Genomic DNA, 22,821 nt, shown 5'->3' with positions numbered 1-22,821 from the left:
TATAGGGAGTTAGTTCCTGGCCACACGCTACGGGTTCAACCGAAACGTTCACTTTTTCGGGACGCTTGAACTAGAGCAATTTCGAGCGAGGCGTGCCCTCGGACTTGATCCGAGGGTGGACACCGGTTCGCGTCACGAAAACCTGTCAAAACGAGAATCTAGCGCTTCGGTTCTGATCCAATCAGAACCGAAGCGCTAGGCTCGGCTTGCCGTGACCAGGGAACACTTTGCCTTATTTGCATTGATGTTCACGAACCCGACCAGAATGCCGGCGTAGGTCTTGCGGCTCTTCATGTTGATGGTGTCGCTGATCACGCGCCGGCGGTCGGTGAGATGCGTGCCGTCGGCGCGGGCAAAGGCGCAGGCGATCTCGATATCCTTGACCGGATAGTGGTTGGCATTGCGCAGCGTCAGCCAGACCAGCGCTTTCGAGCCGAGGCCGCCGCGGCGCCAGAACTGGCGAGAGATCTTCAGCCCATCGATCGGCGCCCGCTCGACCGTGAGGGGCTCGTTGGTGGTGGCAGCCGGCGCCTCATCGTCGACGACATCCTCCGCCGGTGCGATCGCTTGCTCGACTGGCGCAGCCGCCTGCTCGGTCGGCGCAGTCGCCTTATCGAGCCAAACGACCTCCTGCTGAGAAGTCGAGGGCGGCGACGCCGCGGCAACTGATTTGTTATTGGCATCGCTGGGATCGGGGAGCATCAGCCATCCGGCAGATCCGACGATGGCGAGGACGGTGAGCAGAACCAGCTTGGCGCCAAAGCCTCGAAACGACCACCTGCCGATGCCCATGGCCATGTCCTCACCCGCGTGACAGCGCTTCCTGCCTGCACGCAAAGCCGCTCCGGCGGATCACCGCACGGCTTGAAAGGGACGCGCTGCTGTACGGAAACCACCGCCAGTCAATTAACCATCCGCCTAAACTACGGTTCCAAGCTCTCCCGGCAAAATTGCGGCAGTACCTGCGACAGGATGGCCTTGTGGATTCCGAGCCGGTAGATTGCCGCACCAGCGGATCGCGCGGTTAGAGCATGATCCGAATGTGGAAACCGGTTTTCCTCGCGACAAACGCGCAGCATTTGCGTGGGAAGATCATGCTCAAACAAATCATCGAACAAGATGGGAGATGAAATGCCGATAGAGGTTACCTGGGACCATATCCACCTGCGCACCCCCGATCCCGAAGCAACCGCGGCATGGCTCCGGGACGTGCTGGGCGCCGAGATCATCCGCAATCCCGGTCGCATCGACGTGCAGCTCGGCGGCGCCAAGGTGTTCATCGCGCCGGTCACACCGGGCGACGGCGTCAATGCGCCACCGGTGACGCCCTATCAGGGCCTCGACCATTTCGGACTGGCGGTGAACGACATCGACGCGGTCGCCGCCGAGATCAAGGCAAAGGGCGTCGAGTTCACGACGGAGCCGACCACGATCCGTCCTGGCGTGCGCATCTGCTTCATCCGCGGCCCGCAGGGCATCTCGATCGAGCTCCTGGAGCGCGACAAGAAATATGCCTGACCGTGCGACGTGCGCGTCGAGCATTTTCGGTTCTGATTGAATCAGAACCGAAGCTCCAGATTCTTGTTTTGACGCGTTTTCTTCACGCGAACCGGTGTCCACCCTCGGATCAAGTCCGAGGGCATGCCTCGCTCGAAAACGCTCTAGCAGTCAGGTCATGCTGCCGGGCATGAAGCAGCGGATCTGCAGTCCGAGATAGCCGCGGATCGGCCACACCATCGTGCGGCCGTAGCGGTTCGGCTCGGTGATCACGGCATCATCGGGCACGTCGATCCATTCGCCGTCGATGCGCACGCGATAATGTCCGTCCTTGGATTCCCAATCGACGTCGCTCACCGCGGTGCCGTCAGCGTCGGAGCAGCACGGCCCCTTCCCGCTCCTCAAACTGTCGAACCATTGCTTGAGCGGCGAATTGGCGTAACGGCCATCGGGATCGCGCGCATGCACAAGACTTACGGCGGCGACCGACAACAACGCGACAAGACTCAATGTGAGTGGGACTCTGAGGCGGACCGTTCGACGATGGTCCGTAATTTCACGGATGGAACCTGTGAGCTCTGCGCGTAGGCGCGCGAAAATGCGGCCGGAATCGATCCAGTTCGTCACCTGTCTCTCGCTCCTGCACCCACCGGCCGGTGCCGACAAATGTTATGCATTTCGCGGGCCAAGTTGATTCGCCAAGCGCTGTCAGCGACAACGTCGTCATCGAGACGTCGTTCACCAATGGAATCATTTCGGGTTCGCACGGCATCGAGCGACGCATGGGCAACCTGCCACGTTGCGCCGGCCATGCCGCTTTGGCATAAATTCTGAACCGGCAGCCCTTGGGCGAAGGGGGCCGGCCGCGGGGCACTATGAGAAACGGCCTGTATTCTATTCACGTCACCCTGCTCGACGGACGCGTCGGCAAGGGCAGCGGGGTGATCGTGTTCCGCGACGGCCAGATTGTCGGCGGCGATGCCTATCTCTATTACACCGGCACCTACACCGTGAAAGGCAACACCTTCAAAGGCGAAGTGCTGGTGCAGCGACACACCACGCCGCGCGACAGCGACAACCCGCTATTCGGCGGACCTGCGCCGGTCGGCATCGGCGTCACCGGAACTTTCACCGCCACGCAGGCGACGATGAGCGGAACCGCGCTGGTCGGCAAAGCCAGCCAGATCTTCGGCGCCACGCTGCGCAAGCTCGTGGATATCGATTAGCGCATCACGCCATCAGATTGAGACGATCTGACTGCGGGTTCACTTCACCTCTCCCGCTTGCGGGGAAGGTCGGCGCGAAGCGCCGGGTGGGGGCTCTCTCCCCACGATCGAACAGCGCGATTCGTGGAGACACCCCCCACCCCAGCCCCCCACAAGCGGGAGAGGGAGCACAAGCTGCGCGTTCGCCTCCATTGCAAAGCTGATTACTCTGCGGCCTGCTCCACGGGCGCGACGCGCGGCAGGATGATCTGGATGCGGGTGCCGCCGCCGGGCTCGGAGTCGAGATCGAGACGGCCCCCTAAGCGCGTGGTGACGATGCTGTAGACGATGTGGAGCCCGAGGCCGGTGCCGCCCTGGTCACGGCGCGTCGTGAAGAACGGATCGAAGGCGCGGCGGCGCACGTCGAGCGACATGCCGCAGCCATTGTCGGAGAAGATGACCTCGACATTGTCCCTGCCGGAAGCGCGAACCTGGATGTCGACGATACCCGGCTTGCCGTCGGGAAAGGCGTGCGCGACCGAATTGAGGAAGAGATTGGTGAGCACCTGGCCATAAGGGCCGGGATAGGAATTCATGATCAGGTTCGGCTGGCAATCGACATTCAGCGTCAGATTGTGCTTGCGCAGGCCCGGCCTCAGACTCATCACCACCTGCTCGGTGAGGTCGCCGAGGTCAAAGTTGCGCTGATCGGAATAATTACGGTCGGCGGCGACCTGCTTGAACGACTGGATCAGCTCCGCGGCACGGTTGAGATTGGCGACGAGCTGCGAGGACGCATCGCTCGTCGTGGCAAGGAAATCGTTCAGGCTCGAACGCCGCAACTCGCCGCGCTCGACCTGCGCGGCAAAGGTCGCCGCCTTGCGCTCGAGCGCGGAGGCGACGGTGAGGCTGATACCGACGGGATTGTTGACCTCATGCGCGACGCCCGCGACCAGCCGCCCGAGGGCCGCGAGCTTTTCCGCCTCGATCAGCGAGTTCTGCGTCTCGCGCAAATTGCGTAGCGCCGCCTCCGCAGCGTCGCGCGCTTTCCGCATCTCATGCTCGCTGCGCTTGCGCTCGCCGATGTCGAGCGCCACCGTAACGATGTTCTCGATCTCGCCGTTGATGTCGAGGATCGGCAATTTGTTGACCAGCCATTGCCGCATGTTGCCGGCGACGTCCTTGTACTCCTCCTCGTAGAAGCCGAGCTCCGTTCGCCCCGACAACACCCGTTTGTCGTTCTCGTCGGTCTTTGCAGCACCATAGCGTGCCATCAGCTCACCGGTGGTATGGCCGAGCGCCTCGTGCGCCTCGATGCCGAAAATGCCGGCCATGTAGCGGTTCATCAGGACGTAGCGCAGATTGCGATCCTTGACGTTGATCACGGCCGGAACGGTGTCGATCACCATCTGCAGCAACTGCCGGCCTTCGGCGATCGCGTCTTCGGCCCGCTTCTGGTCGGTGATGTCGCGCACCGTGCCTTCGTAGCGGATCACCTCGCCCTTCTCGTCGCGCACCGCGCTCGCGCTGTCGGACAGCCACAGCACCGCGCCGCTGCGGGAACGGACCTGATATTCGTAGTCGCGCACCATGCCGTCGCGGTCCATCAGCCGCTGGTATTCGGTGCGCGCGGCCGGATCGACATAGACATTGGAGGCGACGTCGTCGATGCCGTTGATCAGGTCCTGCGGCGTGGCGTAGCCCATCATCCACGCCAGCGCCGGATTGGCATTGAGCAGCGCGCCGCCCGGCGTCGTCACATAAATCCCGTCGATGGAAGATTCGAACAGCTTGCGATAGCTCTCTTCTGCAAGCCGCTGCTCGGCGAGCGCGCGCACCGCTGCTTCGCGCGCGGTATCCGCATCGACCAGCGTCTTCCGAAATACCTCGGCGGCGCGGGCGATCTCGCCGATCTCGTTGTCGACGTCGGTCGCCGGGATCGACGCGCTCTTCTCGCCGGCTGCGACCGCGCGGATCGACTTGGTGATTGAGGCGAGCGGCCGCACGGTGCGGCGGACCACGAGCAGCGCGGCGAAGATCCCGATCAGCACGCCGGCCGAGCCAAGCACGATGCTCTGCCATTTCGCCTCGGTAAGCGTGCGCGCGAAATCCCGCGACAGGACGTGACCGCGGCGCGAACTGAGTTCGCGCAACAGCTCGGTCACGCGCTGGATCAGCCGTCCCTCGGTGCCCAGCACCTCACGGTCGATATCGGCGATCTGGCGTTCCCGGATCGATATTGCGACGACCGCGTCGGCGTAATTGTTCACGGCCGTGCGCAGCGCCGGCTCGGTGATGGTCATCGACCGCATGCTCTGCGCCGCCTGCTCGGCCGCGGACGGGTTGTGGGCAAGCAGCGCGGTGGCGATGCGGCCCTGGGCCTGCAGCAGGGTGGACGCAGTCGCGGAATCGGACGTTTCGGCTACCGCCTTTTCGAAGGCCTCGCGCAATGGCGGCAGACCGATGATCAGCTCGGCGCGGCGGTTGATCAGCGCCGAGATGCGCTCGATACCGCCGCGGTAGGTGGCGAGGCGCTCGGTCACGCCGTCGATCATGTCCTGCTGCTCGGGGGCAAGCTCGATCCTGGTCTTCTTCAGCGCCTCGCCGAGCGCGCTGGCGGCCTCGCCGACCTGGATCGTCTGCGTCCCGGGATCAGTGACGAAGTCGCGTGCCGCAAGCCGCAGCTCGTTCATCCTGCGATCGATATCCTCGGCCAGGTCGCCGACGCTCTGCAGCCGCTGCAGCTCGCCGAACGTGGCGTCGATGTGACGGATCGCGATCACGCTGGCGGTCGAGGTGATGATGATCACCGCCAGCACCAGGAGGAAGCTGCCGAAAGTAAGCTGACCGATCGACAGCGCGAACGGTCGCTTCTGGGGCGGATTCGGCGGCAATTCGGAGGTCATGCGAAGGGGGGCCAGGCTGAAATCGACCCCAATATACGACGTAATTCGGCTCCGTGGAAATCGGGCCCGAACCCCAAAGCGGGCTTTGCGCCCCTCCAGTGGCCTCGCGGGGGCCCATCGATAGGCACGTTGAGAAAGCTGGCCACAGGATACCGCCCTTCAACGGCGCAGCCTGGAAGGCGGAGGCCTTGTGCCGGGGAGACGGGCCGCCGCGAAAGCGAACACAGCGCCTCCATCGGCGCACGACACAACCTTACATTGCCATCCAGACCACGCGTAGACCAAACGACAGAACAGACGAAACGATCGTTGGTCAGGGCGGCAGCTTGCATCCAACTATTGCGCCTGCTAGTCGTGCAATCTTTGATAGTGGGGGATTTTATGGGGCATCGTTTTGCGAAGTTGCTATCGTTCTTGAGTTTTCTTACCGTCGCCACGCCTGTCAGTGCCGCTTGGGAAGATCAAGTTGATTGGAGCAGGCCTCCATCGAGAAATTCGAAGGTTCAAAGTCTCGGCCTTTACGCCGTCGAGGTCCGATGCACTCCACGCGGGGGATCGCTTGAGGGCGTGACGAACGCATGGACCGGCAAGACACGCAGCCTTCTCGTGTTGCTTACAAAATCTGTCGGCACAGGCACTCCCGCCGTGGACAAGCTCCCGAGCGATGCGATCGGAGCTGTTCAGGCCTATAGCGCGAGCAGCAAGGACTGGACGTCGTACGATTATCGGGACTGCAAGAAAGATTTCCTCGTCCCAGGCTCGAAACTCGCTTTGGTCGCAGTGAAGAACGAAAGCGACGATCCAGCCAGCGGCCCGATTGGCCAGTTTGTATCTGGTCTGCTCGGCATCGTATCGCCGCTGTTCTCGTTCTTCACAGGGCAAGCCTTGCCGACTGCGGTCGCCTCGAAGATCACCAACTTGCAGTCCGCGGCCGACCCTTTCAGCAAGTTGCTCGGCGCGCTGAAATCGGGAAGTACCCAGACGAGACCGGTCGATGTCTTGCGGACCGGGACCTACCGCTACGTCACCGACTATGCTGCCATTAACGTGACGATCCGATCAATCGAATCGATCGTGCTGGACAGAAATCCAAGCTTCCGCGACGATCTTCGCGCTCAGGTGAAGGCTGCGCCAGACAAGATTGACGCAACCAAGCTCGAGCAAAGCTGCCGAGCTGCCCGTCTTGGGATCTCGGACCTCGGTTTCCGCTCCACCCTCGATATTGCCTATGGAATGATTGCGCTTGCCGGCAAGGCCGGCATCGACAATGACCAGACGGTGCAATGCCTTTCGCGCGATTACGCGACAGCAATTACGAGCCGCAGAGATCAGGACAGTCTAGTCTGGAAGGATTTTCAGGCCGAGCAAAAATTCACCCAACATGACGTTGACGGAATTCTTCCAGTCATCGATCGAAGCAGCATTCAGCCAAAATTCAGGGTGATCGCTTCCAAGGTCGACGATCTCGTCACTTCTCTCGCCCAATACGCACGCAACAATCCGCACCCTAAGCAAGCGACCGACCATCTCACCAATCTTCTTGCCGAAGATATTGCAGTCGTCGACAAGACCTCGGATCTGGTCGCCGGTGGCAACGGTTCTTACAAACGTCTCGATTTTATCAATAAGCTCACCGACGAAAATACTCAGCCTCCTCCCGAGCGACGATACATCCGTTTCGGCTGTTACGAAGAAACGAAAGACACGACAGGACTGTTCATCGACGGAGCGTCATCTATTTTTCTTGTCTTCAAGGCCAAGAATGATGACACCACCGTATCGTTTGAAAACGTGCTCGCAATGAAGCCCATGTTCGGCGCGGACTCGAAAAACATCACTGGATTGATCGTTTCTTCGGACCGGGCATGGATCAACAAGGTGCTGACGAACTGGAATTACGTCTGCGGAGACTTCTCCATTAAGAGGCCCACATAGTCCGTCCGGGCTGAGCAGGCGCGCCGCTGGCGATTAGATCATGAAATCGGATCATGATCTAATCTCTTTGTTGAGCATGATCTTTTTCGGAAAACCGGTTTCCACTTTTCCGGATCATGCTCTAGCCGGCGGCGCCGACCTCGAAGACCTCGCCGTCATAGCCGGCCTCGAGCGGGATACGGAGCTGGCGGCCGGTGGCGGTCTTGGTCATGATAGGCGTCACCGTGACGATGGATTTGCCGCGGCTGTCCTGCAGCGCCTCTCCGACGCTGGCCTGCTTGCCGAGCCTGATCAGGTTGCGGGTGGTCGGGAACGGCAGCTTGAAGCGGCCACTCTCCCCGCCCTCCAGCGCCTCCCGAGGGGAAACCCAGATCGAATCTGTGGATTCCCTGCCGTCATGGGCGCCGAGCTGCTCCGGGGGCGCTGCGGCAAGGAAGAACCAGGTGTCGAACCGCTTGGACATGCCTTCCGGCGTGATCCAGTGCGCGTAAGGCACGAGTTCGTCCAGCGCCAGCACCATGCCGGTCTCGGCCAGCACGTTCAGGAAGCTGGTCTTTCCTTCGCAGAGCCGGCTCCGATGCGCGAGCTCGATCTCGTGGGCCCGTCCGGCATCCACCAGCTCGCTCGATCCCTTCGGCCGCGCCAGCAGGATGCCGCTCTCCTCGAACGTCTCGCGGATCGCGCCAATGCGGAAGCTGAGCGCGCTCTCGTCGAGCCCCTCGCCGCCGGAATAGAGCGCGTGGTTGGCGATGATCTCCTTGTCGCCCTTGTCGACACTGCCGCCGGGAAACACCAGCGCGCCGGAGGAGAAATCGATCTCATAATGGCGCACCATCATGAAGATTTCGATTTCGCGCCGCGCGGCGGCATCCCGCAGCAGCAGGATGGTGGAGGCAGGGCGCGGCGTGACGATCTCGGCCATGGCGGCTCACTCCTCAGGACCTCATCCTGAGGAGCGGCCATCGGCCGCGTCTCGAAGGATGATGTGGAAACATCCGGGCCTCATGGTTCGAGACGCCGCTGTGCGCCTCCTCACCATGAGGTGTAAGAATTCAGCCTGCGGCGCTGGACTGCGGCTGCAGGTTGGCGCGGCGGTCGACGCGGGCCACGCGCGACAGGAGGTAATCGACCTCCGCCCTCGCCTGCGGCGTGATGACGGCGCCCGGCTTGCGCTGCGCGCTGGAGGCGATGATGCCGCGCTTCTGCAGCACATATTTGCGCACGGTGAGCCCGACGCCCGGCTGCTGCTCGTAGCGGATCAGCGGCAGATGGGCGTCGAACAGATCATGCGCGGCGTCGCGTTTGCCGGCCTTTGAGAGCTTGACCACGTCGATCAGGAGCTCGGGGAATGCGTAGCCGGTCATCGCGCCGTCGGCGCCGCGCTCCATCTCGAAGTCCAGAAACAGGCCGCCATTGCCGACCAGGATGGACAGCGGCCGCAGCGAGCCGTCCTTCTGGAAATTGCGCAGCGTAGTGATCTTCTCGAGGCCCGGCCAATCCTCATGCTTGAGCATCACGCACGATGGGCAGTCCGTCACGATCTTGCGGATCACCGCGGGCGTGAACACCACCGTGAGCGTCAGCGGGTAATCCTGCAGCACCCAGGGAATGTCGTCGCCGATCGCTTCCTGCGCCTGCTTGAAGTAGCCGATGATCTGGTCGTCGGTGCGCAGGTGCGGCGGCGGCGCGATCATGACGCCGGCGGCGCCGGCATCCATCGATGCCTTGGCCAGCGAACGCATCGAGGCGAAGCCCGGCGCGGAGACGCCGACGATCACCTGCAGATCCTTGGCGCGCTTGATGAAGCGAAGTGCGACCTGCTCGGCCTCGGCTGCATCCAGCTTCGGCGCCTCGCCCAGGATGCCGAGCACCGTGACGCCGTCGCAGCCGACCTCGGTGTAGAAGTCGCTGAGCCGGTCGATCGAACGCTCGTCGATGCGGCCGTCGTCATGGAACGGCGTCGGCGCGATAGCGAACGTGCCGGCGGCTTGGGCGGTGAGCTTTGTCATTCGTGCCTCTATCCTCTTTCGTCATTCCGGGATCGTCCGAAGGACCAGACCCGGAATCTCGAGGTTCCGGGTTCGCGCTACGCGCGCCCCGGAACGACTGTGTAACTCAAAACCGCCGCGCACCCATCTTGATCTGCTCCTCGGAGAAGAAGATCTCTTTGGCATGGGCGACGATATCCTCGGCTTTCCAGCCTGTGAACGGCGGCTTCCAGCCTTCCATTTCCATCATACGCATCTCCCGCACCCCGCGCGGGCCGGAGACGCCGAGCACCTTGCCGGTCTGGTCGCCCGACAAATCGCTGACCATGTATAGCACGGCCGGCGCAATGCCGTCCGGGCCAAGCGCGGCGCCGGGGTTTTCTTTATAGCGGGGCAGGTCTGCTGTCATGCGCGTCAAGGCGCCCGGCGCCAGCGTCCAGACCCGGATGTTGTATTTGCGGCCCTCGATCGCGAGCACGTTGGAAAAACCCCAGATGCCGCCCTTGGCCGCGCCATAGTTGCTCTGGCCGAAATTGCCGATCAGCCCCGAGGTCGAGGAGGTGTTGACGATGACGCCGCCACCGTTCTCGCGCATCCAGCGGAAAACCGGCAGCGTGCAGCAGAAGGTGCCTTTCAGATGCACCTTGATCACCTTGTCCCAGTCCGCCTCGCTCGACTTGGCAAAGGTCTGGTCGCGCAGGATGCCGGCGTTGTTGACGAGGATGTCGGCGCGGCCGAAATGCTTGATGGCATCGTCGAACACCGACTGGCCGCCTTCCAGGGTGGAGATGTCGGCGCCATTGGCGACCGCGCGGCCGCCCTCGGCCTTGATCGCATCCACCACCTGCTGCGCCATCGACTTGTCGGCGCCCGAGCCATCGCGCGGGCCGCCGAGATCGTTGACCACCACCGCCGCGCCCTCGCGTGCGAATAGTCTTGCGTAGGCCTCACCGAGCCCGCCGCCCGCGCCGGTGATCAGCGCCACCTTGCCGTCGAGTAATCCCATGGTTGCTTCTCCCGTTTTGTTTTTTCTTCCTCTCCGTCATGGCCGGGCTCGTCCCGGCCATCCACGACTTAGGCGCCATTTGCAACAAAGAACGTGGATGCCCGGGACATCTAGCGCGAAGACGCGCTTCGCGCTTTTGCCTGGGCATGACGAGATAACTCAGAGCGCCTCAACCACGGCCGACTAGCCCAGCACCGTCTTGCCGTTGCGGATCACGGTGACGCCGCGCGATTTCACCTTGGCCTCGAACGAGATCACGTTGCCGTCCTTCCAGAGATCGATCGTCACGGTCTCGCCGGGATAGACCGGCGAAGAGAAGCGCGCGACGTGCTGCTTGAAGGCGGACGGATCGTAATCGGCGTAGGTTTGCAGCACGCCGCGGCAGGTGATGCCGTAGGTGCACATGCCGTGCAGGATCGGCCGCGGGAAGCCCGCTTTCTTCGCGAACTCCGGATCGGAATGCAGCGGGTTGCGGTCGCCGCAGAGGCGGTAGATCAGCGCCTGGTCCGGGCGCGTTGCGATGTCGACGGTCCGGTCGGGCCCGCGCTCGGGCACCTTGTGCGGCTCGGGCTGGCCCTCGGACGGTCCGCCAAAGCCGCCGTCGCCGCGGGCGAAGCGCGAGGCGACCAGCGTGACGAGCTTCTCGCCCTTCTCATCCCTCAGGATGGTCTGGTGGCGGATCACCGCGCCCTTGTCCTTGCCCTTGTCGAACACGTCGAGCACGCTGGAATCAGCGGTGATGTTTGCGGCCGTTGCGAGCGGCTTGTGGAAGCTGATGTCGCGCTCGCCATCGACCACCAGCACGCGGTTGAGGTTCATCTCACCGGGGCCGGCACCCCAGGCCGCAACGGACGCGAAGGTCGGCACCACCTTCAGCGGACGCGGCGTCAGCGTCGCTTCATTGACGAAAGCGAGTTCGCGCTCGTCCATGGGATCGGCGCCCATGCCGATGCCATAGGCGTAGAGCATCACCTCGCGATCGCCGTAGCTGTACTTCTGGCCGAGATTTTTCAGGGCCATGAGTTGCTCGTAGTTGATCGGCATTTTTTCACTCCTCCCGGATTCTTCACCGGCACCCGTTACAGCGCCCTCTCCCCTTGTGGGAGAGGGCAGCTCCGCGGCCGGCCTCAAACTCGTTCGGGTGAGGGGTCGCCTCCACAAGCACCGAACTCGCGGAGAGAACCCCTCATCCGGCGCGCATTGCATGCGCGCCACCTTCTCCCACAAGGGGAGAAGGTTAAGGCTAGGCCGCCGTGAAGAACGGCAGTGGCGCGCCATCGGTCGGCTTCCACACCACCTTCACCTTCTGGCCGATCCTGATCTTGTCCAGGTCGCAGTCGACGATATTTGTCTGCAGCGACGGGCCTTCCTTCAGCGTGACATAGGCGATCGCGTACGGGCCGGTGGGCGACTTCCGCATCAGGCTGTAGGTATAGACGGTGGCCTCGCCCGAGCTCTCTTCCCACACCGTCTTGTCGGAGAAGCAGAATGGGCAGATCGACCGCGGAAAGTAATGCGGCTCGCCGCAGGCGGTGCAGCGCTTGATCAGGAACTTGCCCTGCTTGGCCGCTTCCCAGAACGGCGCGGTTTCCGGGTTGGTCACCGGCGCATTGTATTTCTTCGCTTCAGTCATCACACGCGCTCCAGAATGCAGGTCGAGGCGGCGTGGCGGACGCCGAGCAGGCCGCCGGTGCCATGGGCGATCGCCAGATCGCAATTGGGCACCTGCACCTTCGGATGCGCTTCGCCGCGGAGTTGCCGGACGGCCTCGAGGATCTTGGTCATGCCGCCGCGGTTGACGGGATGGTTGCTGCAGAGCCCGCCGCCATCGGTGTTGAACGGCAATTTGCCGACGCCGGAAATCAGGTTGCCGTCGGCGACGAACTTGCCGCCCTCGCCTTTCTTGCAGAAGCCGAGGTCTTCGAGTTGCATCAGCACGGTGATGGTGAAGCTGTCGTAGATCGAGGCGTATTTGATATCCTTCGGCGTCACGCCCGCTTCCTCGAAGGCGCGCGGACCGGACCACACGCCGGCGGAATACGTCAGATCGAGATCCTTGCCGCCGCGCGGGCCCTTCATCGCTTCGCCATGGCCGATCAGGCGCACCAGCGGCTTCTTCAGGCTCTTGGCGATCTCCTCCGTGGTGACGATCATCGCGCCGCCGCCGTCGGTGACGACGCAGCAGTCCATGCGGTGCAGCGGATCTGAAATCATCGGTGAGTTCAGGACGTCCTCAACTGTGACGACCTCCTTCAGCATCGCGTGCGGGTTGTATTGCGCGTGATGGGATGCGGCGACCTTGATCCAGGCGAGCTGCTCGCTGGTGGTGCCGTAATCGTGCATATGGCGCATGGCACACATGCCGTAGGCGTTATGCGTGGTAGCCCCGTAGGCGGATTCGAAATCGGCCTCGGCTCCGGCGGCGCGCGGCGGCATCACGCCGGTGCGCGGCTTGCCGGCGAGCGTCACCAGCGCGATCGAGCATTTGCCGGCAGCAATCGCTTCGGCTGCGTGACCCAGGTGGATCAGGTAGGAACAGCCGCCGGTCTCGGTGGAATCGACGTGCCGCAACTTCTTGGTGTTGAAGCCGAGATAATCGACCATCGGCCAGAGCCCGCCGGGCGCATCGCCGGCGAGGAAATAGCCGTCGATATCGTCCTTGGTGAGCCCCGCATCCTCGATCGCGCCCTTGGCGACCTCGGCATGGAGCTGCGCGGTGGATTTATCGGGAGCATGCCGGGTGGGATGCTCATAGATGCCGGCAATGTAAGCCTTGCCTTTGATGGTCAACTCGTTCTCCGCTGGCGTTTCTGGTGCGAGCGTTTTTCTGGACCGTCAGGCAGGCCTTGGCAAGCGCGGAAATATTCCGTGCGGCGAGAGGGAAGCGGTCGTGGCCGCACTCTCCGACCTCATCCTGAGGAGACCGCGAAGCGGCCGTCTCGAAGGATGGGCCTGGGCGACAGTGGGGCCTCATGGTTCGAGATGCGCTACGCGCTCCTCACCATGAGGAGGAAGCAGCGGCGCCGTGGCCCGACGCTACTCCGCTGCCATTTGCCTCGGGGCTGGCGGCGGGTTGGCGAGGTCGGCGGCGAGTTGGGCGTAGCGGGCTTTTGCGTCCTGCACCGCCTTTTCCTTCACCGGGCCGTAACCGCGGATGCGATCGGGCAGCGAGAGCAACTCGACAGCAGTGTCGACCGTGACCGGCGACAACAGGCCGAGCACGGTCGCGACGTCCTTCTCGTAGCCTGCGATCAAATCGCGCTCGAGCTTGCGATCGGCGCTATAGCCGAAGAGGTCGAGCGGCGTGCCGCGCAGGAAGCGCAGCTTGGCCAGCACGCGGAAGACGCTGAGCATCGACGGACCGAAGGCGCGCTTCTTCGGGCGGCCCTGAGCATCGAGGCCCCTGCTCAGGATCGGCGGCGCGAGATTGAAGCTGAACTTGAAATCGCCCTCGAACTGCTCGCGGAGCTGGTGCTCGAACCGGCCGTCGGTGTAGAGCCGCGCCACCTCGTACTCGTCCTTGTAGGCGAGCAGCTTGGCATAGTTGATCGCAACCGCCCGCGGCAGCGCTTCGCCATAGCTGCCCTTGGTGGCGGCATCGCGCACCTGATCGACCAGCTTGCGATAGCGTTTTGCCAACCTGCCACTCTGATAGGCCGTGAGATGGGCGCTGCGGTGGGCGATGATCTCGTCCAGCGTCATGGCATCCAGCGTCTTCGGCGCGACCGGCTCGTCCTGGTCCTTCATCATCGCGGCCAGCCGCACCGGATCGGCGGCGGCAAGACGGCCGAGCTGGAAGGCCTCCTTGTTCATCTTGATCGAGACGCCGTTGACCTCGATCGCCTGCTCGATCGACGCCGCCGACAGCGGCAACAGGCCCTTCTGATAGGCGTAGCCCATCATCATGATGTTGGTGGCGATGCTGTCGCCAAGCAGGGCTTCGGCTGGCCTGGTGAAATCGAAGAACGCAGAGTCCTGGCGCAGTGCGTTCTCCAGCACCGAGTTGACCTTGCGAACCTGGAAGTTGAAGTCGCGGTTGAGGATGAAGTCCGCGGTCGGGATCACATGGCTGTTGATGATGCCGGCGGTGCGGCCGGATTCGCAGAGCGTGATCGTCTCCTTGGACGCCGCGACCACCTCGTCCGCGGCCAGCACGAGATCGGCGGTGCCGGTGACGATGCGCGAACAGGTAACGTCGGCCGGGTGATCTGATAGCCGGACGTGGCTCAGCACCGCGCCGCCCTTCTGCGCGAGGCCCGACATGTCCAGGATCATGCTGGCCTTGCCTTCGATATGCGCGGCCATGCCGAGCAGCGCGCCGATCGTGAGCACGCCGGTACCGCCGACACCGCCGACCGCGATATTATACGGACGCTCCAGCGACGGCCGCGTCGGCGGCTCAGGCAGGTCACCGATGGCGCCGAGATCCGGCGGCGCGCGCCGGCGCAGCTTGCCGCCATCGACGGTGACGAAGGACGGGCAAAAGCCCTTCACGCACGAATAGTCCTTGTTGCAGGTCGACTGGTTGATGGTGCGCTTGCGGCCGAACTCGGTCTCCAGCGGCTCGACCGAGATGCAGTTCGACTGCACCGAGCAGTCGCCGCAGCCCTCGCAGACGGCCGGGTTGATCAGCACGCGGCGCTGCGGATCCTCCATCAGGCCGCGCTTGCGGCGGCGGCGCTTCTCGGCGGCGCAGGTCTGCACGAATACGATCGCGGACGTGCCCTTGAACTCGCGGCACGCCTTCATGACGTTCTCAAGCTCATCGCGATGGGCGAGCTTCACGCCGGGCGCGATGGTGCTGGCCGGATAGGCGTCGGGATTTTCAGAGACGAGGTAGATCTCGCGGATGCCTTCGGCGTGGAGCTGGAAGGTGATCTGCTGCGGCGACAGATCGCCGTCGTGACGCTGGCCGCCGGTCATCGCGACCGCGTCGTTGTAGAGGATCTTGTAGGTGATGTTGGCCTTGGAAGCGACCGCCTGCCGGATCGCCAGAATGCCGGAATGGAAATAGGTGCCGTCGCCGAGATTGGCGAAGATGTGGTTCTCGTTGGTGAACGGCGCGATGCCGACCCACGGCACGCCCTCCCCGCCCATATGGGTGAAGGTCTCGGTGTTGCGGTTCATCCACAGCGCCATGAAGTGGCAGCCGATGCCGGCCATCGCGCGGCTGCCTTCCGGCACTTTGGTCGAGGTGTTGTGCGGGCAGCCCGAGCAGAAATACGGGACGCGGGCGATCGGGGATGTCGCCTGCATTTGCGTCGCCTGGCGGCCGTTGAACCAATCGGCCTTGGCGCGCAGCATCTCGGCGATCTCAGGGTTGAGATTGAGCCGAAGCAGGCGCTCGGTCAGCGAGCTCGCGAGCGAGGCGACGCTGAGCTCGGCAGCGAAAGTAAGGAAGCGCTTCTCGTGCTCGTCCATCTTGCCGACGATGCGCGGGCGGACGTCGTCGCGCCAGTTGAAGAGTTCCTGCTTGACCTGGTTCTCGACGATCTCGCGCCGTTCCTCGACGATGAAGATCTCCTCGAGGCCGACGGCAAAGTTGCGCACGCCTTCCGGCTCCAGCGGCCAAGGCATGCCGATCTTGTAGAGGCGGATGCCGATCTTGGCGGCGATCTCCTCCGTGATGCCGAGTTCGCGCAGCGCCTGGCGGATATCCTCGTAGCTCTTGCCTGAGGCCATGATGCCGTAGCGCGCGTTCGGCGAATCCATGGTGATGCGGTTGACCTTGTTGGCGCGGGCAAAAGCGATCGCCGCATAGCCCTTGTAGTCCTGCAGGCGCCGGTCCTGCTCGAAGCGGTCGTCGGGCCAGCGGATGTTCAACCCGCCCGGCGGCAGCTCGAAATCGGTCGGGATCACGAACGGCGTCATCTCGTCGCTGAGGTCGATCTCGGCCGTGGTCTCGACCGTCTCGGTGATCACCTTCATGCCGACCCAGCAGCCGGAGTAGCGCGACATCGCGATGCCGAGCAGACCCATCTCGATCATCTCGTGGATGCTGGACGGATAGAGATAGGGCATCAGCGCCGAGATGAAGGCGTGGTCGGACTGGTGCGGCACAGTGGAGGATTTGGCGCCATGGTCGTCGCCGGCCAGACACAGCACGCCGCCATGCTTGGCGGAGCCCGCCGCATTGCCGTGGCGGAACACGTCGCCGCAACGGTCGACGCCTGGGCCCTTGCCGTACCAGATGCCAACCACGCCGTCGTAGTTGGCGCCGGGCGATAGGTGGAGCTGCTGCGAGCCCCAGACCGCCGTGGCAGCCAAGTCCTCGTTCACGCCAGGCTGGAACTTGATGTTGTACTGCTCAAGATGGTGCTTCGCCGCAAAGAGCTGCTGGTCGTAACCGCCAAGCGGCGAGCCGCGATAGCCGGAGATGAAGCCCGCGGTGTTGAGGCCGGCTGCACGGTCGCGGCGGATCTGCGCCATCGGCAGACGGACCAGGGCCTGGATGCCGGTCAGAAAGATATGGCCGGTGCCCTGAGTATATTTCTGGTCGAGACTGATCGGACCTTGGTTGATTCCCATCTAAGCCCTCGTAATCCTTGGTCGCAGCGACTGATTTTAGCTAGTCATCCAAGCGCCTTAGAACCAGTCTATGTCGGTTTTCAAAGGCCGCGCAGCACAATTCTGTGCTGAAACAGCTCGCTTTCGAAGTTCGCAATTTCGTGCCTGGAATGACCGGGTTTGTTTTCGCTTCGTGCGCCGGAGGGGTGTTGCGCGAAACGCCGTAAGGTGCCCGGAAGGCCGACAGCAGGTGGGCGGATGCAGGCATGGCGTCAAACGGCCGGCGCGATTCTCGCTCAAGTGTTTTTGTGCAGTGCATTCTTCTTCGACGAAGACGTGCAGCACACAGGGACCGGGAACGTCAGGGAGCGCTCGCGAGTTGTAACTTAGGCTAACGGAGGAACCCCAATGGCATACCAACCGAATGACCCTGACCGCAGCAATATGACCGAGGACGAGGTCCGCCATCAGGCGCGTCTCAACAATCTGGACAATGAGTTGCAGCCGGATCCGGAGCTTGCCGAGCGCCCGGCCAGTGGTGCGAAGATCGCGATGTTCGCGATTGCGATCGCGGTGGTGCTTGGCGCAGTGTTCTATGGCCTGAACAACACGTCCGTTAACAATGCCGGCACGACGCCGCCATCGCAGAGCGCGCAGAACCAGCCGGCCAACCCCGCATCTCCATCGACCACGCCGAAGGCCAACACCGAACCCGGCACGACGACGGGCGCGGCGACCAACCGCCCGACACCACCGCAGTCGAATCCGACCGGCCAGGAGATCGACCGTTCGGCCAAACCGGACAGCAATAAGTAAGAGGTATCGACACTCTCGCAGGCACGGCGGGCATGATCTGCCCGCCGTGTTTCTTGTGAGAACCGCTACTTGAACATCTTGTTGAGCTCGCCGCCGGGATAGCCGTGGGCGAGTTCGGTGAAGGTTCCCTGCTCCGCTATCTCGCGTGCGGCTTTCATGAAGCCGGCCCAGGCGTTGCGCGCCAGCGAGCCGCCGACGCTGATGCGGCGCACGCCGAGATCGGTCGCTTCCCGCAGCGATAGGCCGGAGGCGCCGATCAGGAGATTGACGGGCTTGGGATGCACCGCCTTCACGACCGCCGCGATCTCGTCCCTCGTCTTGATGCCGGGCGCATAGAGGCAATCGGCGCCGGCGGCGGAATAGGCTTGCAGCCGCTCAATGACGAGATTGAGATCGTTCCGTCCCCACAGGAAGGCTTCGCAGCGGCCGGTGAGCAGGACGCCGCTATCCTCGGCGTCGATCGCCTTGCGCGCGGCCTTGATGCGTTCGACCGCCAGGCTGGAGTCGTACAGCGGCTTTGCCGCATCGCCGGTCGAGTCCTCGATCGAGAGTCCCGCAACCCCTGTCCTGACGCCGCGGGCAACGTTGGTTGCAACGTTGTCCGGCTCTACGGCAAAGCCGCCTTCGAAATCGGCGTTGACGGGCAGATCGACGGCGGCGCAGAGCGCCGTCAGATGGCCCACGACATCATCGACCGTGACGCGGTTGTCGGCCTTGCCGATGGTCCAGGCAAAGCCGGCGCTGGTAGAGGCGAGCGCCTTGAAGCCGAGTTGCTGCAGTGCGCGGGCGCTGCCGACGTCAAAGGGGTTGGGCAGGATGAAGCAGCCGCTCTCATGCAGCTTCCTGAACGCAGCGCGCTTCTCGGCAATCGTGACCGGCATGTTTGCTCTCCTTTCGATGATTGGTATTGCGAGCTAGGGCGGCTCATGAACGGCACGGCTGTCCCTGGGCGCCTGCGCGCGATCGTTCATGCCGTAGTCGCGGATCACACTGGCGATCCGGATCCGGTAGTCCTCAAATATGACCGCGCGGCCCTTCGCCTGAGACCTGCGATGTTCCACCACATTGCGCCAGGCCTCGACGGCGGCTTCATTGCGGAAGAACGATATCGACAGGAACTTCCCCTTCTCGGTCAGGCTCTCGAAGCGCTCCACGGAAATGAAGCCGTCAATGCTCTCCAAGATCGGCCGCAACTCGGCGGCAAGATCGAAATATTGCTGCCGAAGTTCGGGCTTCGGCCAGACCTCGAAGATCACGGCAATCATCGGCACCTCCCTCGTTCCGGAAGGCGACAGTCTACAACGTAACCGGCCGCAAAAAAGTCCGCTCTTCGGCCAGGATGAATTTCTCTTCCTCGGCGAAGTTGAAATTGGTCATGCCTTCGGCGTCCTCGCGCAGCCGTGCGCGATAGGCCTCGTAGGCGGCAAGGCTTTCGAACGAGATCAGCGCAAAGGCGATGTTGTTGGTGCCCTCATGCGGCATGAAGTAGCCGATCAGATCGCCCCCGCATTTGGGAATGATGGTGAGCCAGCGCCTGGAATATTCCTCGAACTGCGCGCGTTTGAAGGGATCGAGCTGGTAGCGGATGAACGCGGTGATGGTCATGGGTTGCTCCCACAGCTTGCGTCGTTGCGGGCGAAGGCGGAAGCATCCGTCCGCGCACGCGGAATGATGGACCGCCTCGTCGCCACCGGTGCGACACCTCGCACCGGTGCGACACTTCGATCAGGTTGCGCGAATGATAACGCCTTGCTCGACGCTAATGCTTCGGCTAAGATCGAAGTATGAAAGCTGGTCCTGACATCGCCATGGTCGCGTCGCTGGTCGGCGACCCCGCGCGCGCCAACATGCTCACCGCGCTGTTGAGCGGCCGGGCACTTACCGCGAGCGAGCTTGCGCAGGAAGCTGGCATTACGCCGCAGACCGCGAGCTCGCATCTCTCAAAGCTCGAAACCGGCGGGCTGATCGAGCCGGAAAAGCAGGGCCGCCACCGCTATTACCGCCTCACCGGCACCGACGTCGCAGGCGTGCTGGAGGGGCTTGCGGGGCTTGCCGCGCGCGCCGGTCACATGCGCGTGCGCACCGGGCCGAAGGACCCCGCGCTCCGCCGCGCGCGGATCTGCTACGATCACCTCGCGGGCGACCTCGGCGTTCAGATGCTCGACAGCATGAAGAAGCAGCGGCTGATCCGGCAGAGCAAGGACGCGATGGAGCTGACCGGCGAAGGCAAGCGCTTCATCGCGAAGGCGCTGCAGATCGACGCCGACGCGCTACTCCATCCTCGCCGCCCCGTATGCAAGGCGTGCCTCGACTGGAGCGAGCGGCGGCATCATCTGGCGGGCACGCTGGGCGCTGCGATCATGGAGCGCTTCACCGAGTTGAAATGGGCGGCGCGCGACACGACGCCGGGCAGCCGCGTGGTGAATTTTTCGCGGAACGGCGAAAAGCGATTTGCTGCGCTATTCGGGACTGGCGAATAGCGGCACGCGAGCGCAGCGAAGAACTGGCGCCGTCATTGCTTCGTCATTTGCACCGGCAAATGCTGCAGAACGCTAACTTGGTAGCAGGTTTCTTTGCTCCACGGTAAGAAGTAACCGCTCCGTTCACATCGCATTCAGCCCTGGAAACTATGCTCCGCGACAAGTGATGCGGCGTCTGCGACACTCCAGCGCGGCGAATCACTGTCGCATTCGAGTGCGGCGAGAACTCAATGGGAGAAAAAGAATGAAGTATGTTCTGGCGGCGGCTGTCGTTGCGGCTGGCATGGTCGCGAGCTTCAGCTCCGCAAACGCGGCGGGCGGTTGCGGCCCCGGCTTTCACCGTGGTCCGTATGGCGGTTGCCGACCCAACCGCGCCGTCTACGTGCGGCCTGCACCGAGAATGGTGGTGGCGCCTCGCGTCTGCCCCCGCGGCTTCATTTGGCGCCATGGCCGTTGCCGGCCTTTCTAAACTTGTCGTTAAAGCGTAGAGCGTTTTCGAGCGAAGTGGACTCCGGTTCGCATAGCAATCAAGTTTACGCAGATTGCGTAGACTTATCTGCGCAGAAAACGCGTCAAAACTGGAATCTAGAGCTTCGGATCTGATTCCATCAGAACCGAAGCTCTAGTCGAACAAAGCTCGGCCAATCAGATGGCCGAGCAGAGCGCGCTAAACTCTAGCGGCCAAACAATAGTGGGCAGGGACTGCGGCTCGCGGTCCCTGCCCTTTTTCGATTAGTGGGCCTGCTAGACTAGATTGGCCTCACCAGCGACGCCAGTGCCGACGGTGCCAGTGGCGATGGCGATGGCGCCAGCCCCGGTGAGGATGCCAGTGGCGACGATGTCCATGACCTCCATGCCCATGACCGCGATGCCCGTGACCGCCATGCCATTGCACCTGTTCGGGCTTGAGCTTTTCAACTTCATCGCCGGTGGAAACCGCAGGATGGGCATCCGGGCTGGAAGGCCGCCGCGCGTCTTCGCTTAGTGGCATCATCGGCGCGGCTTGCGCGGTTGCAGCAAAGGTTGCCACACCTGCGGCAGCGCCCAATGCAATCTTCAAAAAGTGGCGGCGTTCCATGAACATTGTCCTTTTCTTGCTCAGCATGTGATGCTCGAACAGTGTTGCCGCCGTGAGATGAATGCCCGCTGAACTTTGCGCGTGCGCTGGGCGCGACAAAAAGCGCCGCGGCAATCGCGCGCGCCTCTGCATCCGCGGACTCGCCACGATCTTTTTTTGCCGGCACGATGCGACCAAAATGGACGCTCGGCGTTAACCGGGTCAGCTCCAATTCCGAAGGAGAACGCCATGGCGGCAAAGGCGCGACCGACTCCAGACGGGTTTCACACCGTGACGCCTTATCTTATCGTGGAGGGTGCCGAGAAGATCATCAGCTTCCTGGAGCAGGCGCTGGGTGCCCGAAAGCACCACGAGCCGACCCTGCGGCCCGATGGCACGATCATGCACGCGACGCTCAGGATCGGCGATTCCATGGTGATGATTGCCGATGCCTGCGAGCACGCCAAGGCCATGCCCGCCATGCTCTATCTCTACGTGCCCGACGTCGACACCGCCTACCGCTGCGCCATCGAGGCCGGCGCGACCTCGATCATGGAGCCGGCGGACCAATTCTACGGCGACCGCACCGGGGGCGTGAAGGATGTCGCCGGCAATAGCTGGTTCTTCGGCACACACATCGAGGACGTCGCACCCGACGAACTGAAGAAGCGCGCGGCGGAGATGTTCAAGAACCAGGGCAAGGCGGCGTAGGCGCGACGCGGCGATCAGGCCGCAATCTCCTCCGCCAACACCAGCACCTCACGCGTCCGCGTGACGTCAGGCCAATCGCGGTTGAAGTCGGCAATCAGCCGCTTCATCTCCTCGCCACCAACCGCACGCTCTAGCGAGGCCTGGTCGGCAAACTGATAGGTCGCCAGATGCTGCGACGGATCGGTCGCGCTCCAGTGCCGCCACGCCTTCTGCGCCCGGAACGATTTCAGCGCATCCGGCAAATGCGCGCGCGAATACCAGGCGTCGAAGGCAGCGCGTTTCGCGGGGTCGGAGACGGTGGCACGGACGATGAAAAACGCAGTGGGCATGTGATCCTCCGTACATTTTGTAGGGCGGATTAGCATCAGCGTAATCCACCGCAACATAACCGCGAGCATAGATGGCGGATTACGCTGACGCTAATCCGCCCTACGGCATCATCACAACGGCAGATTGTCGTGCTTCTTCACGGGGATCTCGACTTTCTTGTCCTTGAGCATCGCCAGCGCCCGCGCGATCCGGCGCCGGGTCGAATGCGGCATGATGACGTCGTCGATGTAGCCGCGCTCGGCGGCGATGAACGGCGACAGGAAGCGGTCTTCGTATTCCTTGGTGCGCGCGGCGATCTTGTCGGGGTCGCCGATGTCGGAGCGGAAGATGATCTCGACCGCGCCCTTGGCGCCCATCACCGCGATCTGCGCGGTCGGCCAGGC

Annotated in this window: 23 protein-coding genes; 7 read left to right on the top strand and 16 right to left on the bottom strand. The window is 63.1% G+C overall.

What is annotated here, in order from left to right:
- Positions 1 to 195: 195 nt before the first annotated feature.
- Positions 196 to 792: a hypothetical protein gene (locus AC5ZG1_RS38460; RefSeq protein ID WP_496136007.1), complete on the bottom strand. Its 597-nt coding sequence runs from the start codon at positions 790 to 792 to the stop codon at positions 196 to 198.
- A 339-nt stretch (positions 793 to 1,131) separates the two neighbouring features.
- Here AC5ZG1_RS38460 and AC5ZG1_RS38455 point away from each other — a divergent pair, with 339 nt between their 5' ends.
- Entirely contained in the window at positions 1,132 to 1,518 is a 387-nt protein-coding gene (locus tag AC5ZG1_RS38455) for a VOC family protein (RefSeq protein ID WP_496136006.1), read from the top strand.
- Positions 1,519 to 1,668: 150 nt separating this feature from the next.
- Here AC5ZG1_RS38455 and AC5ZG1_RS38450 read toward each other — a convergent pair whose 3' ends face one another.
- A complete protein-coding gene (locus AC5ZG1_RS38450) occupies positions 1,669 to 2,007 on the bottom strand; it encodes a hypothetical protein (protein ID WP_245474950.1) in 339 nt (112 codons plus the stop codon).
- A 365-nt stretch (positions 2,008 to 2,372) separates the two neighbouring features.
- Between AC5ZG1_RS38450 and AC5ZG1_RS38445 the strand changes: the two genes are divergently transcribed.
- Positions 2,373 to 2,723, top strand: a complete 351-nt coding sequence (locus AC5ZG1_RS38445) for a GrlR family regulatory protein (protein ID WP_028164051.1) — start codon at positions 2,373 to 2,375, stop codon at positions 2,721 to 2,723.
- A gap of 203 nt (positions 2,724 to 2,926) precedes the next feature.
- On the opposite strand, the gene AC5ZG1_RS38440 is transcribed toward AC5ZG1_RS38445, so the two are convergent.
- Positions 2,927 to 5,608 (bottom strand): PAS domain S-box protein, encoded by a 2,682-nt coding sequence (locus AC5ZG1_RS38440; protein WP_130228664.1) that lies wholly within the window; start codon positions 5,606 to 5,608, stop codon positions 2,927 to 2,929.
- A gap of 567 nt (positions 5,609 to 6,175) precedes the next feature.
- Between AC5ZG1_RS38440 and AC5ZG1_RS38435 the strand changes: the two genes are divergently transcribed.
- A complete protein-coding gene (locus tag AC5ZG1_RS38435) occupies positions 6,176 to 7,543 on the top strand; it encodes a hypothetical protein (RefSeq protein ID WP_496136005.1) in 1,368 nt (455 codons plus the stop codon).
- Between the two features lie 121 nt (positions 7,544 to 7,664).
- On the opposite strand, the gene AC5ZG1_RS38430 is transcribed toward AC5ZG1_RS38435, so the two are convergent.
- The 7 genes from AC5ZG1_RS38430 to AC5ZG1_RS38400 form a co-directional block, all read right to left on the bottom strand.
- On the bottom strand, positions 7,665 to 8,465 hold the full coding sequence (locus AC5ZG1_RS38430; protein WP_496136004.1) for an NUDIX hydrolase: 801 nt from the start codon (positions 8,463 to 8,465) through the stop codon (positions 7,665 to 7,667).
- 130 nt (positions 8,466 to 8,595) lie between these two features.
- On the bottom strand, positions 8,596 to 9,552 hold the full coding sequence (locus AC5ZG1_RS38425) for a dihydrodipicolinate synthase family protein (RefSeq protein ID WP_496136003.1): 957 nt from the start codon (positions 9,550 to 9,552) through the stop codon (positions 8,596 to 8,598).
- A gap of 106 nt (positions 9,553 to 9,658) precedes the next feature.
- Positions 9,659 to 10,537 (bottom strand): SDR family oxidoreductase, encoded by an 879-nt coding sequence (locus AC5ZG1_RS38420; RefSeq protein ID WP_496136002.1) that lies wholly within the window; start codon positions 10,535 to 10,537, stop codon positions 9,659 to 9,661.
- Positions 10,538 to 10,720: 183 nt separating this feature from the next.
- Positions 10,721 to 11,581, bottom strand: coding sequence for a MaoC family dehydratase (locus tag AC5ZG1_RS38415; protein ID WP_496136001.1), 861 nt, complete (start codon positions 11,579 to 11,581; stop codon positions 10,721 to 10,723).
- A 199-nt stretch (positions 11,582 to 11,780) separates the two neighbouring features.
- Entirely contained in the window at positions 11,781 to 12,170 is a 390-nt protein-coding gene (locus AC5ZG1_RS38410; protein ID WP_028164057.1) for a Zn-ribbon domain-containing OB-fold protein, read from the bottom strand.
- Positions 12,170 to 13,327, bottom strand: coding sequence for a thiolase family protein (locus tag AC5ZG1_RS38405; protein ID WP_130230346.1), 1,158 nt, complete (start codon positions 13,325 to 13,327; stop codon positions 12,170 to 12,172). The genes AC5ZG1_RS38410 and AC5ZG1_RS38405 overlap by 1 nt, the downstream gene beginning before the upstream one ends.
- A gap of 246 nt (positions 13,328 to 13,573) precedes the next feature.
- Complete coding sequence (locus tag AC5ZG1_RS38400) at positions 13,574 to 17,065, bottom strand: indolepyruvate ferredoxin oxidoreductase family protein (protein WP_496136000.1); 3,492 nt, start codon at positions 17,063 to 17,065, stop codon at positions 13,574 to 13,576.
- 387 nt (positions 17,066 to 17,452) lie between these two features.
- Between AC5ZG1_RS38400 and AC5ZG1_RS38395 the strand changes: the two genes are divergently transcribed.
- The gene (locus AC5ZG1_RS38395) at positions 17,453 to 17,860 is read left to right on the top strand and encodes a hypothetical protein (protein WP_496135999.1); all 408 of its coding nucleotides are present in this window, start codon (positions 17,453 to 17,455) and stop codon (positions 17,858 to 17,860) included.
- 65 nt (positions 17,861 to 17,925) lie between these two features.
- Here AC5ZG1_RS38395 and AC5ZG1_RS38390 read toward each other — a convergent pair whose 3' ends face one another.
- The 3 genes from AC5ZG1_RS38390 to AC5ZG1_RS38380 are packed head-to-tail and all read right to left on the bottom strand — an operon-like array spanning position 17,926 to position 19,465.
- The gene (locus tag AC5ZG1_RS38390; RefSeq protein WP_496135998.1) at positions 17,926 to 18,741 is read right to left on the bottom strand and encodes an isocitrate lyase/PEP mutase family protein; all 816 of its coding nucleotides are present in this window, start codon (positions 18,739 to 18,741) and stop codon (positions 17,926 to 17,928) included.
- Between the two features lie 33 nt (positions 18,742 to 18,774).
- Positions 18,775 to 19,125 (bottom strand): antibiotic biosynthesis monooxygenase family protein, encoded by a 351-nt coding sequence (locus tag AC5ZG1_RS38385; protein WP_496135997.1) that lies wholly within the window; start codon positions 19,123 to 19,125, stop codon positions 18,775 to 18,777.
- A 31-nt stretch (positions 19,126 to 19,156) separates the two neighbouring features.
- The gene (locus AC5ZG1_RS38380) at positions 19,157 to 19,465 is read right to left on the bottom strand and encodes an NIPSNAP family protein (RefSeq protein WP_496135996.1); all 309 of its coding nucleotides are present in this window, start codon (positions 19,463 to 19,465) and stop codon (positions 19,157 to 19,159) included.
- A 179-nt stretch (positions 19,466 to 19,644) separates the two neighbouring features.
- Between AC5ZG1_RS38380 and AC5ZG1_RS38375 the strand changes: the two genes are divergently transcribed.
- Positions 19,645 to 20,340, top strand: coding sequence for an ArsR/SmtB family transcription factor (locus tag AC5ZG1_RS38375; protein WP_028164064.1), 696 nt, complete (start codon positions 19,645 to 19,647; stop codon positions 20,338 to 20,340).
- 244 nt (positions 20,341 to 20,584) lie between these two features.
- The gene (locus tag AC5ZG1_RS38370) at positions 20,585 to 20,809 is read left to right on the top strand and encodes a GCG_CRPN prefix-to-repeats domain-containing protein (RefSeq protein ID WP_080663701.1); all 225 of its coding nucleotides are present in this window, start codon (positions 20,585 to 20,587) and stop codon (positions 20,807 to 20,809) included.
- Between the two features lie 275 nt (positions 20,810 to 21,084).
- On the opposite strand, the gene AC5ZG1_RS38365 is transcribed toward AC5ZG1_RS38370, so the two are convergent.
- Positions 21,085 to 21,258, bottom strand: coding sequence for a hypothetical protein (locus AC5ZG1_RS38365; protein WP_456647233.1), 174 nt, complete (start codon positions 21,256 to 21,258; stop codon positions 21,085 to 21,087).
- A gap of 388 nt (positions 21,259 to 21,646) precedes the next feature.
- Here AC5ZG1_RS38365 and AC5ZG1_RS38360 point away from each other — a divergent pair, with 388 nt between their 5' ends.
- Positions 21,647 to 22,108, top strand: coding sequence for a VOC family protein (locus AC5ZG1_RS38360; RefSeq protein ID WP_456647234.1), 462 nt, complete (start codon positions 21,647 to 21,649; stop codon positions 22,106 to 22,108).
- 14 nt (positions 22,109 to 22,122) lie between these two features.
- On the opposite strand, the gene AC5ZG1_RS38355 is transcribed toward AC5ZG1_RS38360, so the two are convergent.
- On the bottom strand, positions 22,123 to 22,437 hold the full coding sequence (locus tag AC5ZG1_RS38355; protein WP_456647235.1) for a hypothetical protein: 315 nt from the start codon (positions 22,435 to 22,437) through the stop codon (positions 22,123 to 22,125).
- 111 nt (positions 22,438 to 22,548) lie between these two features.
- A partial coding sequence (locus tag AC5ZG1_RS38350) for a carboxyl transferase domain-containing protein (RefSeq protein WP_496135995.1) occupies positions 22,549 to 22,821 on the bottom strand: 273 nt, incomplete at its 5' end.

The organism is Bradyrhizobium sp. Leo78, assembly GCF_059512425.1.
This window is presented reverse-complemented; position numbering and strand designations above follow the sequence as displayed.

Bases quoted from the DNA above. Each gene is read 5' to 3' on its own strand.
- AC5ZG1_RS38460 (WP_496136007.1), bottom strand. From the start codon at position 792: ATGGGCATCGGCAGGTGGTCGTTTCGAGGCTTTGGCGCCAAGCTGGTT.
- AC5ZG1_RS38455 (WP_496136006.1), top strand. From the start codon at position 1,132: ATGCCGATAGAGGTTACCTGGGACCATATCCACCTGCGCACCCCCGAT.
- AC5ZG1_RS38445 (WP_028164051.1), top strand. From the start codon at position 2,373: ATGAGAAACGGCCTGTATTCTATTCACGTCACCCTGCTCGACGGACGC.
- AC5ZG1_RS38440 (WP_130228664.1), bottom strand. From the start codon at position 5,608: ATGACCTCCGAATTGCCGCCGAATCCGCCCCAGAAGCGACCGTTCGCG.
- AC5ZG1_RS38430 (WP_496136004.1), bottom strand. From the start codon at position 8,465: ATGGCCGAGATCGTCACGCCGCGCCCTGCCTCCACCATCCTGCTGCTG.
- AC5ZG1_RS38425 (WP_496136003.1), bottom strand. From the start codon at position 9,552: ATGACAAAGCTCACCGCCCAAGCCGCCGGCACGTTCGCTATCGCGCCG.
- AC5ZG1_RS38420 (WP_496136002.1), bottom strand. From the start codon at position 10,537: ATGGGATTACTCGACGGCAAGGTGGCGCTGATCACCGGCGCGGGCGGC.
- AC5ZG1_RS38415 (WP_496136001.1), bottom strand. From the start codon at position 11,581: ATGCCGATCAACTACGAGCAACTCATGGCCCTGAAAAATCTCGGCCAG.
- AC5ZG1_RS38410 (WP_028164057.1), bottom strand. From the start codon at position 12,170: ATGACTGAAGCGAAGAAATACAATGCGCCGGTGACCAACCCGGAAACC.
- AC5ZG1_RS38400 (WP_496136000.1), bottom strand. From the start codon at position 17,065: ATGGGAATCAACCAAGGTCCGATCAGTCTCGACCAGAAATATACTCAG.
- AC5ZG1_RS38395 (WP_496135999.1), top strand. From the start codon at position 17,453: ATGGCATACCAACCGAATGACCCTGACCGCAGCAATATGACCGAGGAC.
- AC5ZG1_RS38390 (WP_496135998.1), bottom strand. From the start codon at position 18,741: ATGCCGGTCACGATTGCCGAGAAGCGCGCTGCGTTCAGGAAGCTGCAT.
- AC5ZG1_RS38385 (WP_496135997.1), bottom strand. From the start codon at position 19,125: ATGATTGCCGTGATCTTCGAGGTCTGGCCGAAGCCCGAACTTCGGCAG.
- AC5ZG1_RS38380 (WP_496135996.1), bottom strand. From the start codon at position 19,465: ATGACCATCACCGCGTTCATCCGCTACCAGCTCGATCCCTTCAAACGC.
- AC5ZG1_RS38375 (WP_028164064.1), top strand. From the start codon at position 19,645: ATGAAAGCTGGTCCTGACATCGCCATGGTCGCGTCGCTGGTCGGCGAC.
- AC5ZG1_RS38370 (WP_080663701.1), top strand. From the start codon at position 20,585: ATGAAGTATGTTCTGGCGGCGGCTGTCGTTGCGGCTGGCATGGTCGCG.
- AC5ZG1_RS38360 (WP_456647234.1), top strand. From the start codon at position 21,647: ATGGCGGCAAAGGCGCGACCGACTCCAGACGGGTTTCACACCGTGACG.
- AC5ZG1_RS38355 (WP_456647235.1), bottom strand. From the start codon at position 22,437: ATGCCCACTGCGTTTTTCATCGTCCGTGCCACCGTCTCCGACCCCGCG.